Origin of the sequence: Salmonella enterica subsp. enterica serovar Typhimurium str. LT2 (assembly GCF_000006945.2) — a bacterium.
Taxonomy (GTDB): Bacteria; Pseudomonadota; Gammaproteobacteria; order Enterobacterales; family Enterobacteriaceae; genus Salmonella; species Salmonella enterica.
Genome location: NC_003197.2, coordinates 1207544 through 1220615, shown reverse-complemented (window position 1 = coordinate 1220615; position 13072 = coordinate 1207544). Strand labels below are relative to the sequence as shown.

Sequence of the window (13072 nt, the reverse complement as noted above, 5' to 3'; positions counted from 1 at the left end):
AAAAAATTATTTTATTAATAAATTACCATCACGCATGGTAAAGGAGGTTACAGACGAAACAGGTTTCCCTTTAGCATTTTCACCACCAATAAGGAAAACTTCATCACCATAACTTACTGATACACCATAGCCGAGAGGTTGTTTCATTTTACCCATATATTGCCAATGACCATTAATCAAACCATAGACTTCATCTCGCCATTTTTTATTTATCCCTTCGTGGGAATAAAACTTTCCATTAGTATAATTTTGTTTTGCTCCCGGAAAATTCGCGCCACCACCGACAAGCAGGACACCGTGACTATAGCCCGAAAATGCTCCGGCCAACCCTTCCTGCTGTTGTTCTCCAGGCGATGGCGGTAACTGGCTGTTCTTCAACCATGTTAGCTTATCGTTATCCCACATGGCGCGGTAAATCACATCGGTACGTAAACCCGGTTTGAGCTCACCATTAATCAGCATCAGGAAATTATTTCCCATTACCGATGACGATCCTGCCGTCCCCGCGCCTGGCAGCTCACCGGCATTCTTCCATGTGTTCTCTTTAGCATTGTAGATAAATACGATTTTATTAAAAAAATAATCTTTGGCAGGTTTATTAAAATAATTATAGATGACTTTATTTTTTTCACTTTCATCCGCAGCCGCAGCCGCTATATCAATAAAATACTTATCAAAGATATGCTCATTAACCCCTCCGGTAATAAGTACCATCGTTTCATTTAATTTTACTCCCGTATGCCCTGTTAATCCAACTGGAGATATAGTGTCAACTTTTTGCCATGTATTTTTCACCGGTGAGTATTTGTACACATCGCTATAAACCTGCAACGGTGATTCACTGTTTTTTTTCCCTACGCCACCAAAAACATAAAGCTCATCATTTAAAAATACCGACACGGATTGCTCACGAGCTCCACCAGGAAACGACTTTATACGCTCCCAGTCTTTATGTTGCTTTTTAAGATCAATTTTATACCAGGATGTCCCTGCGGTACCTAAGCCGACATAAATCACGCCATTATTATCAATAGCGCCAGTACCATTTTTCAGTGGTTCTGGTATATCAGGAAGCGTCGTTGCATATCCTGATGTGGTGATAGCAACTGAGAAACATAGCGCCATTAGCGTCATCATTTTCTTAAAATTTTTCATCTGCATCCCCATGCGAAGAAATACAATTGGAGTAAAGCTTCATCATTAGTGATCTTATGGTGCACAATTTCAACAATGACAATGACAAAATGTGACCAAGCGCTAAAAATAATTACATGGAGTTATCATGTGCGAGGTAAAAGCACCCCATGGTGATGTTAGAAGTGATTATGGGTGATCTGTTATGGCCAAACTCATTAGTGATAGCATTCTGAATAAATACAACAAGAATTATGTGATGCATTTCATACTGGCTATCCCGTGGCGTATAAGCTCCTTCTGAGCATTTTATCTTTATGCCGGAAGCAGTTAATAAAATACAGCATGCTGCCGTCAGAATGAATTGTATTTGTCTTGTAGCTTCAGGTTATAGCCTCAAATCCGCTGGCGCAGTAATTGAATAACAAACATACCTTATGACTGTGTTCACATTTTTCTATCTTTTTGCTTGATGTAGCAACACTCCAAGACATAACATAAAACGGAGCAAAACTTCAAATATATAAGGCGGAACTGGATGTCACTATTAGCCAGGCTGGAACAAAGTGTACACGAAAACGGTGGGCTGATTGTCTCATGCCAACCGGTACCAGGCAGCCCTATGGATAAACCTGAAATTGTGGCTGCAATGGCACAGGCAGCGGCTTCGGCGGGTGCGGTCGCTGTGCGCATTGAAGGCATTGAGAATCTGCGGACTGTTCGTCCCCATCTTTCTGTTCCTATTATTGGGATAATTAAACGTGACCTTACAGGGTCGCCAGTCCGTATCACTCCATATTTACAGGATGTTGACGCCCTGGCGCAGGCAGGTGCCGATATTATCGCTTTTGATGCCTCATTCCGCTCTCGCCCGGTTGATATTGATAGTTTACTGACACGTATTCGCCTGCATGGATTACTGGCGATGGCAGACTGTTCAACCGTGAATGAAGGCATAAGTTGCCATCAGAAAGGAATCGAATTCATTGGTACAACACTGTCTGGCTATACCGGCCCCATCACGCCGGTTGAGCCAGATTTGGCAATGGTGACACAACTGAGCCATGCAGGTTGTCGTGTTATTGCCGAGGGGCGCTATAACACGCCTGCACTGGCGGCCAATGCTATTGAGCATGGTGCCTGGGCAGTTACCGTTGGTTCCGCTATCACCCGTATTGAGCATATCTGTCAGTGGTTCAGTCACGCAGTAAAACGCTGAACAGGAAAAGAAAATGAACACGCTTACTATTGATATTTATGCCTCAGAGAATAATCCGACGTTAATAATGCTATCGGCAAATACGAGACCCAGGCCTGAAGCCTGTTTGAACGCAATATCGGATATCTGCTATTTCAGGTATCCGGCAGGACATACGTCTGGGCATCACCATTGGTGGAGCATAAATGCTCTGCCTTTTACATCTCATGATTACCGTCATTGAGATTAACAAAAACTATTACTTGATCTGAATATCGTATCGTCTGAATGATGGGAAGATAAAAATACACAGACGATGACCGCAACTCTACTCAAAACCATAAGCAGGAAAGAACTATGATTACACATTCTTTCGGCATCGTTAATTATCTTGTATTATTTGGCTACCTCCTGGCCATGATGTTAGTCGGTGTCTATTTTTCCAGACGGCAAAAAACAGCAGACGATTATTTTCGCGGTGGTGGCCGGGTTCCTGGTTGGGCGGCTGGGGTCAGTGTATTTGCTACTACGTTAAGCTCAATTACATTTATGTCAATTCCTGCCAAAGCGTTTACTTCCGACTGGACGTTTATCATTGGTCAGTATCTGGCTATCGCAATTTTACCGCTGGTTTTTTATTTCTATATTCCGTTTTTTCGGAAATTGAAAGTCACATCAGCCTATGAATATCTCGAAGCACGGTTCGATGTGCGCTGCCGTCTGTTCGCCAGCATGTCATTTATGTTGTTTCATATTGGACGTATCGCCATTATCACTTTCCTCACCGTGCTGGCCTTGCGCCCCTTCATCGCTATAGACCCGGTGATTTTGGTACTGTTGATTAGCGTGATGTGTATCATTTATACCTGGATGGGTGGAATTGAAGGAGTAATATGGACTGATGTTATTCAAGGCCTCTTACTTTCTGGCAGCGCGATACTGATTTTTATAGTGATATGTCTCAAAGTCCAGGGCGGCATTGATGAAATTTTTACGGTGACGCAGCAGGCGGATAAATTCTTTCCGGCTACGCAGTTCCACTGGAGCTGGACGGAAAGCACAGTACCTGTATTGATGATTGGTTTTCTGTTTGCCAATATTCAGCAATTTACTGCCAGTCAGGATGTGGTCCAACGCTATATCGTGACTGACTCCATAGAGGAAACGAAGAAAACATTACTTACAAATGCCAAACTGGTTGCTGTGATCCCTGTTTTCTTTTTTGCTATCGGCTCGGCATTGTTTGTCTATTATCAGCAACATCCACAATTATTACCGGCGGGATTCAACACTGGCGGCATTTTGCCCTTATTCGTGGTCACCGAAATGCCAGTCGGCATTGCAGGGTTGATAATCGCCGCTATTTTCGCTGCTGCGCAGTCCAGTATCTCCAGCAGCTTAAACAGCATTTCCAGTTGTTTTAATTCCGATATCTATCAGCGTTTGAGTCATAAAAAAAGAACGCCAGAAAACCGTATGAAAATAGCTAAGTTAGTTATTCTGGTCGCGGGCTTGATAAGTAGCGCGGCCTCGGTATGGCTGGTCATGGCCGATGAATCAGAAATCTGGGATGCATTTAATAGTCTGATAGGTCTGATGGGAGGGCCAATGACCGGTCTGTTCATGCTGGGCATTTTCTTTAAACGAGCAAATGCCGGGAGTGCGGTTTTAGGAATTATTATCAGCGTCATTACCGTGCTGGGCGCACGCTATGCCACTGACCTTAACTTCTTCTTTTATGGGGTCATTGGCTCGCTAAGCGTGGTGATCAGCGGCGTTATTTTCGCCCCGTTATTTGCCCCGGCACCGCCATTGACGCTGGATGAAAAACCTGAACCAAAGGTGACATTATGATTTCATGATACCACGCTATACCGACACAGCATACGGTGACGCCAACGCGCGGGGCGACAATACCGGGCCAGGTATAAACCATCCGTCAAATGGCGCGCTATAAACACCGTAAGAGCAACAGATTACTCTCCAGTGATGTTCTGTCATAAGTTGGCAACGCGATGTAAATATTCCCCCTCCTTTACTTACATCGCGCTTTTTTTCATGCCGCAGACTTGATAGGCTCTGCTCTGTTCGATATTGCAGGCTTTGTGCCGCAATCAGCCCTCAAGAGCAGGAACTATATGGAGCCTCAACCCCCACGTCTTAAACCCGGAAAAATCCTTGATACTCTGGGTGCTATGCAAAAAAGCCTGACACGTGCCTCCCAGCGTATTGCGCAATATATTTTAGCCTTCCCCAGACAGGTGACACAGTCATCTATTGCCGATTTGTCGCGCGAAACACAGGCCGGAGAAGCCACGGTTATTCGCTTTTGTCGCACCCTGGGCTATAAAGGTTTTCAGGATTTTAAAATGGACCTGGCCATTGAACTTGCCACTACCGAGTCTGATGACAGTAGTCCTCTACTGGATGCCGAAGTTAGCGAATCCGACGATGCCCACGCCATTGGTTTAAAATTGCAGAACACCATTAGTAATGTATTATCTGAAACGCTAAATCTGCTTGATATGCAACAGGTTCTCGGTGTCGTGGATGCCCTACGTCACTGTCACTCAGTTTATATCTTTGGTGTGGGCTCATCGGGGATCACGGCGCTGGATATGAAACACAAGCTAATGCGTATTGGTTTACGGGGCGATGCGGTAAGCAATAACCATTTTATGTACATGCAGGCTACGCTATTAAAAGCAGGCGATGTCGCGATGGGTGTCAGTCACTCGGGCACATCGCCAGAAACAGTGCATTCACTCCGATTGGCCCGACAGGCTGGCGCCACCACAGTCGCCATTACCCATAATCTGGGTTCTCCATTATGTGAAGAGGCCGATTTTTGCCTGATCAATGGTAATCGGCAAGGAATGTTGCAGGGTGACTCGATCGGTACGAAAGCCGCGCAGCTTTTCGTCTTTGACCTGCTCTATACCCTTCTTGTACAGTCCTCGCCGGAACAGGCCCGAGAAAGCAAATTACGGACAATGAATGCCCTGGACATGACAAAATAATTCCCTTCACGTACAGGCGTCATTTTCCTTTTTTGTCCATGAGTCTGCTGGATGCTTTATAGATAACAAAGCCCGGTTTCCCGGGCTCTGAAAGTCAATGCTATATTAGCTGTATGCGTGAAGCGTTCGCTGACAAAGCGCCGAGCGCACGCAGTCGTCTTTGTTGAAATGCACAATCCCTACCATTTCATCTTCTTCAAAGCGTTCCAACGCATCGCTCAACCCGGAACGCACGCCGCGCGGCAGGTCGCATTGCGTAATATCGCCATTGACAATGACCGTGACATTTTCGCCTAATCGCGTCAAAAACATTTTCATTTGCGCCGCAGTCACATTTTGCGCCTCATCGAGGATCACGACCGCATTTTCAAAAGTACGCCCACGCATATAGGCGAACGGGGCAATTTCTACCTTACCGATTTCCGGGCGCAAACAATATTGCATAAAGGACGCGCCCAACCGTTTAAGCAGGACATCGTAGACGGGACGAAAATAAGGCGCGAATTTTTCAGCGATATCACCGGGCAAAAAACCAAGGTCTTCATCAGCTTGCAATACCGGACGCGTCACAATGATCCTCTCGACGTCCTTATGAATCAATGCTTCTGCCGCCTTTGCCGCACTGATCCATGTTTTCCCGCAGCCGGCTTCGCCGGTCGCAAAAATAAGCTGTTTACTGTCGATAGCGTTCAGATAATGCGCCTGTGCTTCATTTCGCGCCTTAACAGGAGAGGTATCGCGACTATCGCGCGCCATGCCAATGGCTTCTACTCCGCCCATCTGTACCAGTGACGTGACCGATTCTTCTTCACGTTGCTTATGACTACGCGAATCTCGTCTCAACACACGCTTTGCTTCACGACGAGCTTTGATCACTGCTTTTTGTCTTCCCATGGATAGCACCTTGAGTTGTAGGTATACATCACCCGCGTTCTCTTGAACGCGATTATGCGCACACACATCTGAGGGTTGGCTTCCTTGTAAGCCTTAGCTTGCTTTTTGAAACGACGCCACACACGGCTACGCGCACCACATATGACGTCATGGGTATGGTCAGTAAGGGAAATGATGAGAGCTTTTAAGATGACAAGACCACCACCGGAGAGAGAATGTCCGTACAGGGTGTTGTAACTACTGTAAACAATGTGTCCTGGTGCGGACATTACCATTCGCGATCTCCATAGTGAGTGACCATCACTGCCGGGGAACTACCGCTATTACTACTAAGTACAACACAAAACATCAATAATGCAACAATATATTCACCAAGCATTAACCAAACATTATTGCGTCATTGTCAGTCTCTTACAGAAAGATTACACGATTATTTCATCGGCAGGAGACTAAAAAAGATAATCATTAGCTACTGCGGGTATTAATGCTGAAAACATCCATAACCCATTGAATATTGAACATATATAAGGTTAAAATGGAATAATTAACGTGTCCTCTCTCCCATCGCTAAAACGGCATTATTTATGCAAAATTTTATGCGGCATACTTACGCCAGTAACGCTGACTTGTTTTAATTTTTGTCATTACTCTATTGCGTCAAGGCTATTGGTACCATTAACAGGCGATTTCATATATGGCTAGTTAGTGATTACTCGAGATGTATTACGCCCGCGTTAACGGCGCTCAAGGGCTAAAAATAGTTTGAGAGTGCGTCCTCATTTACCTGAACATCTTCAGTCAATCGGTCCGGGACTTATCAGAGGACCAGGCGGGCGTATAACGCCGCCTGGTAAAATATGTCCGATGGCAATAATGCTATCGGACATGTCGGTTATTCCGCCTGTAGCTTCGACGGCGGCGCGGAATGATAATGCGCGTCCGCTTTTGCAAAGCGTTCCTGCATCGCTGCTGTCGGCGCTTTGCCAAGCAGGCTAAAGATTACGATCCCCAGGCTGCCGAAAATGAAGCCAGGGATAATCTCATACAGATCCAGCCAGCCATATTGTTTCCAGACGATAACCGTCACCGCGCCAATAATCATTCCCGCCAGCGCGCCGTTACGTGTCATACGCGACCACATCACAGAAAACAGGACAACAGGTCCAAATGCCGCGCCGAATCCAGCCCAGGCGTAGCTCACCAGCCCCAGCACACGGTTATCGGGATTCGCCGCCAGCGCAATGGCGATCAGCGCTACCACCAGCACCATCACTCGCCCTACCCATACCAGCTCTTGCTGGCTGGCGCTTTTACGCAGAAAAGCCTTATATAAATCTTCTGTAATCGCGCTGGAGCATACCAGCAACTGACAGCTCAACGTCGACATCACCGCCGCCAGGATAGCAGACAGCAGAACACCGGCAATCCACGGGTTAAACAGGATCTGCGCCAGTTCAATAAATACGCGTTCTGAGTTTTGGTTCACCGCCCCGGCCAGCGCGGGGTTATTGTTAAAGTACGCAATGCCAAAGAAGCCCACCGCCACCGCGCCCGCCAGACACAGAATCATCCAGGTCATACTGATACGACGCGCATGAACAATGCTGTGATGGGAGTCCGCCGCCATAAAGCGCGCCAGGATATGCGGCTGACCGAAGTAACCCAGTCCCCAGCCCATCAGGGAAATAATAGCGACAAAATTCAGCCCCTTGAGCATGTCGACATTCTCGATGCTCTTTTGCTTGATCACCTCCAGCGACTCGCTGAAACCGCCTACGCCAACAATAACCATCACCGGCGTCAGGATTAACGCAAAAATCATCAGGCTGGCCTGAACGGTATCCGTCCAGCTAACGGCAAGGAACCCGCCGATAAAGGTATAAATAATGGTTGCCGCGGCCCCCGCCCACAGTGCGGTTTCATAGCTCATACCGAAGGTGCTTTCGAACAGTCGTGCCCCAGCGACAATACCTGACGCGCAATAGATAGTGAAAAACAACAGAATGACCAGCGCGGAAATAATACGCAGGACTCGGCTCTTATCCTCAAACCGACCGGTAAAATAGTCCGGCAGCGTGAGCGCGTTATTGTTAAATTCGGTATGCACGCGCAGGCGCCCGGCCACCAGCTTCCAGTTAATCCATGCGCCTAACGTCAGGCCAATGGCGATCCAGCTTTCAGAGATCCCCGACAGAAAGATAGCGCCAGGCAGCCCCATTAACAGCCAGCCGCTCATATCCGACGCGCCGGCTGATAAAGCCGTAACAAACGGCCCCAGACTGCGACCGCCAAGAATATAGTCATCAAAGTTTTTGGTTGAGCGCCAGGCGATAAACCCAATCAATATCATGCCAAAAATATAGACACAGAATGTCACCAACATCGGTGTGCTAATAGCCATCAAGGTTCTCCAAATTTATTTATTGGCACTACCGTAGCGTGCCGTTTTGTACCCTGCCGGAACGTGGCAAGGGTGTTATGTTTACCAGGGCGACCGTATCCTGCCGGAAGCGGTGGTTATTCACAATCGATTTAACACACCATTTACATCAAATTTGATTGCAGAGGGATACTATTTTTCTCCAGGTTGCACTCTCTCACATTTTTTGCGGTTGCACCTTTTAAAAGTGTTAACTACCGCAGAGAAAATAAATCCAGATGGTTTTCTCGTCAGACACTCCCTTATCTTTTTTTAACAATTCATTCATTTTTAAGCTTGCAACGCAGGTCACATTTAACGCGGTTGCACAAAGTTGCAACATGGTGGATATTTTCCGCTAACTATTGGTTAGCAGATAGAGCGAATAACAGGAGTAGAGGGTATGGGAACCACCACGATGGGGGTTAAGCTGGACGACGCCACGCGCGAACGGATCAAAATGGCCGCGTCGCGTATCGATCGCACGCCGCACTGGTTAATAAAACAGGCAATCTTTAGCTATCTGGACAAGCTGGAAAATAGCGATACGCTACCGGAGCTACCTGCGCTGTTTGTCGGCGCGGCAAATGAAAGCGAGGAGCCGGTCGCGCCGCAGGATGAGCCGCATCAGCCCTTTCTGGAGTTTGCCGAACAAATTCTTCCCCAATCCGTCTCTCGCGCCGCCATCACCGCCGCCTGGCGCCGCCCGGAAACCGATGCGGTGTCAATGCTAATGGAACAGGCGCGCCTGTCGCCGCCTGTCGCTGAGCAGGCGCATAAACTGGCGTATCAACTGGCGGAGAAATTGCGCAATCAAAAATCCGCCAGCGGTCGCGCGGGTATGGTGCAAGGCCTGTTGCAGGAGTTTTCCCTCTCTTCGCAAGAAGGCGTAGCGCTGATGTGTCTGGCGGAAGCGCTGCTGCGTATTCCCGACAAAGCTACGCGCGATGCGTTAATTCGCGACAAAATCAGTAATGGCAACTGGCAGTCGCATATTGGCCGTAGCCCGTCGCTGTTTGTAAACGCCGCCACCTGGGGGCTGCTCTTTACCGGCCGACTGGTCTCAACGCATAACGAAGCCAATCTATCGCGCTCGCTGAACCGCATTATCGGCAAGAGCGGCGAGCCGTTAATCCGCAAAGGCGTCGACATGGCGATGCGTTTAATGGGCGAGCAGTTCGTGACTGGCGAAACCATTGCTCAGGCGCTGGCGAATGCCCGAAAACTGGAAGAGAAAGGGTTCCGCTATTCTTACGATATGCTGGGCGAAGCCGCGTTAACCGCCGCCGATGCGCAGGCCTATATGGTTTCTTACCAGCAAGCGATTCATGCCATCGGCAAAGCGTCTAACGGTCGCGGTATTTACGAAGGGCCAGGCATCTCGATTAAGCTGTCCGCCCTGCATCCACGCTATAGTCGCGCGCAATACGATCGGGTAATGGAGGAGCTTTATCCGCGCCTGAAATCCCTGACGCTGCTGGCGCGCCAGTACGACATTGGTCTCAATATCGACGCCGAAGAGGCGGATCGTCTGGAGATCTCGCTCGATCTGCTGGAAAAACTCTGCTTCGAACCCGAACTGGCGGGCTGGAACGGCATTGGCTTTGTGATTCAGGCTTACCAGAAACGCTGCCCGCTGGTCATTGATTATTTAGTCGATCTGGCCTCCCGTAGCCGCCGTCGGCTGATGATTCGTCTGGTGAAAGGCGCCTACTGGGATAGCGAGATCAAACGCGCGCAAATGGAAGGGCTGGAGGGCTATCCGGTTTATACCCGCAAAGTGTATACCGATGTCTCTTATCTGGCCTGCGCGAAAAAACTGCTCGCCGTCCCTAATCTGATCTACCCGCAGTTCGCGACCCATAACGCTCACACACTGGCGGCGATTTATCATCTGGCCGGGCAAAATTACTATCCGGGTCAGTACGAATTCCAGTGCCTGCACGGCATGGGCGAACCGCTGTATGAACAGGTCACCGGTAAAGTGGCGGACGGAAAACTTAACCGTCCCTGCCGTATTTACGCGCCGGTGGGAACACACGAAACCCTGCTGGCCTATCTGGTACGACGCCTGCTGGAAAACGGCGCCAACACCTCTTTTGTCAACCGTATCGCCGATGCCACCCTACCGCTCGATGAACTGGTGGCGGACCCGGTCGAGGCCGTGGAAAAACTGGCGCAGCAGGAAGGTCAGGCTGGCATACCGCATCCGAAAATTCCGCTGCCGCGCGATCTGTACGGCGAAGGTCGGATAAACTCCGCCGGACTTGATTTAGCGAATGAACATCGCCTCGCCTCGCTTTCTTCTGCCCTGTTAAGCAACGCCATGCAGAAATGGCAGGCCAAACCTGTGCTGGAACAACCGGTGGCCGACGGTGAGATGACGCCGGTTATCAACCCGGCGGAACCGAAAGATATTGTTGGCTGGGGACGCGAAGCGACAGAAAGCGAGGTTGAACAGGCATTGCAAAACGCGGTCAATCAGGCGCCGGTTTGGTTTGCGACGCCGCCGCAAGAACGCGCCGCTATTTTGCAGCGGGCGGCGGTATTAATGGAAGACCAAATGCAGCAGTTGATTGGCCTGTTGGTGCGTGAAGCGGGGAAAACGTTCAGCAACGCCATTGCCGAAGTGCGCGAAGCGGTAGACTTCCTCCATTATTATGCCGGTCAAGTGCGTGACGATTTCGATAACGAAACGCATCGCCCGTTAGGGCCGGTAGTCTGCATCAGTCCGTGGAACTTCCCGCTGGCCATTTTCACCGGCCAAATCGCCGCCGCGCTGGCGGCAGGTAACAGCGTTCTGGCGAAACCGGCAGAGCAGACATCGCTGATTGCCGCCCAGGGCATTGCCATTTTGCTGGAAGCGGGCGTACCGCCGGGCGTCGTGCAACTGTTGCCGGGACGGGGAGAAACCGTCGGCGCCCAGCTTACCGCCGATGCGCGTGTACGCGGCGTGATGTTTACCGGCTCCACGGAGGTCGCGACGTTGTTGCAGCGCAACATCGCCACGCGTCTTGACGCCCAGGGCCGCCCTATTCCGTTGATTGCGGAAACCGGCGGTATGAACGCTATGATTGTCGACTCTTCCGCGCTCACCGAGCAGGTGGTCGTGGATGTGCTGGCTTCCGCTTTCGACAGCGCCGGACAACGCTGTTCCGCGCTCCGCGTGCTGTGTTTGCAGGACGATATCGCCGAACATACGCTGAAAATGTTACGCGGCGCGATGGCGGAGTGTCGGATGGGGAATCCAGGCCGTCTGACGACCGATATCGGGCCGGTGATCGATAGCGAGGCCAAAGCCAACATTGAACGTCACATCCAGACGATGCGCGCCAAAGGCCGCCCGGTTTTCCAGGCCGCACGTGAAAACAGCGATGATGCGCAGGAATGGCAGACCGGTACGTTTGTTATGCCCACGCTTATTGAGCTGGAAAACTTCGCAGAACTGGAAAAAGAGGTCTTCGGGCCCGTGCTGCACGTCGTGCGTTATAACCGTAACCAACTGGCGGAGCTTATCGAACAGATTAACGCTTCCGGCTACGGGCTAACGCTGGGCGTACATACCCGTATTGATGAAACCATTGCGCAAGTCACCGGTTCCGCCCATGTCGGCAACCTGTACGTTAACCGTAATATGGTGGGCGCGGTCGTCGGCGTCCAGCCGTTTGGCGGCGAAGGCCTGTCCGGCACCGGGCCAAAAGCGGGAGGACCGCTCTATCTCTACCGCCTGCTGGCACACCGCCCGCCCAATGCGCTCAATACGACGCTGACTCGTCAGGATGCGCGTTACCCGGTGGATGCGCAGCTTAAAACCACGCTACTCGCGCCGTTGACCGCCCTGACACAATGGGCGGCGGATCGCCCGGCGCTACAGACGCTCTGCCGACAATTCGCCGATCTGGCCCAGGCCGGCACGCAGCGCCTGCTACCGGGGCCGACCGGCGAGCGCAATACCTGGACGTTGTTGCCGCGTGAACGGGTATTATGCCTGGCTGATGATGAACAGGACGCGTTGACGCAGCTTGCCGCCGTTCTCGCCGTCGGCAGTCAGGCGCTATGGTCAGACGACGCCTTCCACCGCGATCTGGCGAAACGTCTCCCCGCCGCCGTCGCGGCGCGTGTCCAGTTTGCGAAAGCGGAAACGCTGATGGCGCAGCCGTTTGACGCGGTGATTTTCCACGGCGACTCCGACAAGCTGCGAACCGTGTGCGAAGCCGTCGCCGCCCGCGAAGGCGCGATAGTGTCGGTACAGGGGTTCGCCCGCGGCGAAAGCAATATACTGCTGGAACGGCTCTATATTGAACGTTCGCTGAGCGTAAACACTGCCGCCGCTGGCGGTAATGCCAGCCTGATGACAATTGGCTAATACTGTGGTTAATTAAGGCTCCGTCAATGGAGCCTTTTTAC

Annotated in this window: 7 protein-coding genes and 10 other annotated features; of the genes, 4 read left to right on the top strand and 3 right to left on the bottom strand. The window is 50.4% G+C overall.

The annotated features are described in order from the left end of the window. Positions 1–6: 6 nt before the first annotated feature. Entirely contained in the window at positions 7–1167 is a 1161-nt protein-coding gene (locus STM1130; protein NP_460102.1) for a putative inner membrane protein, read from the bottom strand. Positions 1168–1666: 499 nt separating this feature from the next. Continuing rightward, positions 1667–1672, top strand: a ribosome-binding site (putative RBS for STM1129; RegulonDB:STMS1H001401). Here STM1130 and STM1129 point away from each other — a divergent pair. The 3 genes from STM1129 to STM1127 all read left to right on the top strand — a co-directional run bounded on the left by STM1129 (position 1667) and on the right by STM1127 (position 5352). Beyond that, the gene (locus tag STM1129; RefSeq protein ID NP_460101.1) for a putative inner membrane protein occupies positions 1667–2353 on the top strand. Within the gene, positions 1673–2353 belong to an annotated coding region; the region does not span the whole gene. (Overlaps the previous feature by 6 nt.) A gap of 324 nt (positions 2354–2677) precedes the next feature. After that, positions 2678–2683, top strand: a ribosome-binding site (putative RBS for STM1128; RegulonDB:STMS1H001400). Next, positions 2678–4186, top strand: a protein-coding gene (locus STM1128; RefSeq protein NP_460100.1) for a putative sodium/glucose cotransporter. Within the gene, positions 2690–4186 belong to an annotated coding region; the region does not span the whole gene. Its footprint overlaps the feature before it by 6 nt. A gap of 276 nt (positions 4187–4462) precedes the next feature. Next, positions 4463–4468, top strand: a ribosome-binding site (putative RBS for STM1127; RegulonDB:STMS1H001399). After that, positions 4463–5352 (top strand): putative transcriptional regulator gene (locus STM1127; protein ID NP_460099.1). Within the gene, positions 4471–5352 belong to an annotated coding region; the region does not span the whole gene. (Overlaps the previous feature by 6 nt.) A 105-nt stretch (positions 5353–5457) precedes the next feature. Here the strand turns inward: STM1127 and phoH are convergent. After that, positions 5458–6332, bottom strand: a protein-coding gene (gene phoH, locus STM1126; RefSeq protein ID NP_447557.1) for a PhoB-dependent ATP-binding pho regulon component. Within the gene, positions 5458–6312 belong to an annotated coding region; the region does not span the whole gene. Then, positions 6327–6332: a ribosome-binding site (putative RBS for phoH; RegulonDB:STMS1H001398), on the bottom strand. (Overlaps the previous gene by 6 nt.) An 806-nt stretch (positions 6333–7138) precedes the next feature. Further along, positions 7139–8712 (bottom strand): SSS family major sodium/proline symporter gene (putP, locus tag STM1125; protein ID NP_460097.1). Within the gene, positions 7139–8647 belong to an annotated coding region; the region does not span the whole gene. Then, positions 8655–8660: a ribosome-binding site (putative RBS for putP; RegulonDB:STMS1H001397), on the bottom strand. Its footprint overlaps the gene before it by 6 nt. Beyond that, positions 8677–8685 (bottom strand) — a -10 signal (putative -10_signal for putP; RegulonDB:STMLTH004471). Then, positions 8704–8712: a -35 signal (putative -35_signal for putP; RegulonDB:STMLTH004471), on the bottom strand. 219 nt (positions 8713–8931) lie before the next feature. Then, positions 8932–8940, top strand: a -35 signal (putative -35_signal for putA; RegulonDB:STMLTH004470). Positions 8941–8947: 7 nt separating this feature from the next. Further along, positions 8948–8956 (top strand) — a -10 signal (putative -10_signal for putA; RegulonDB:STMLTH004470). A gap of 98 nt (positions 8957–9054) precedes the next feature. Then, positions 9055–9060 (top strand) — a ribosome-binding site (putative RBS for putA; RegulonDB:STMS1H001396). A gap of 8 nt (positions 9061–9068) precedes the next feature. On the opposite strand from putP, the gene putA reads away from it, so the two are divergent. Next, positions 9069–13031 (top strand): cytoplasmic transcriptional repressor, encoded by a 3963-nt coding sequence (putA, locus tag STM1124; RefSeq protein NP_447555.1) that lies wholly within the window; start codon positions 9069–9071, stop codon positions 13029–13031. Positions 13032–13072 lie beyond the last annotated feature (41 nt).

What these genes read in the sequence shown, in the direction of transcription:
- STM1130 (NP_460102.1), bottom strand. Translation starts at nt 1,167, where the DNA reads ATGGGGATGCAGATGAAAAATTTTAAGAAAATGATGACGCTAATGGCG.
- STM1129 (NP_460101.1), top strand. Translation starts at nt 1,673, where the DNA reads ATGTCACTATTAGCCAGGCTGGAACAAAGTGTACACGAAAACGGTGGG.
- STM1128 (NP_460100.1), top strand. Translation starts at nt 2,690, where the DNA reads ATGATTACACATTCTTTCGGCATCGTTAATTATCTTGTATTATTTGGC.
- STM1127 (NP_460099.1), top strand. Translation starts at nt 4,471, where the DNA reads ATGGAGCCTCAACCCCCACGTCTTAAACCCGGAAAAATCCTTGATACT.
- putP (NP_460097.1), bottom strand. Translation starts at nt 8,647, where the DNA reads ATGGCTATTAGCACACCGATGTTGGTGACATTCTGTGTCTATATTTTT.
- putA (NP_447555.1), top strand. Translation starts at nt 9,069, where the DNA reads ATGGGAACCACCACGATGGGGGTTAAGCTGGACGACGCCACGCGCGAA.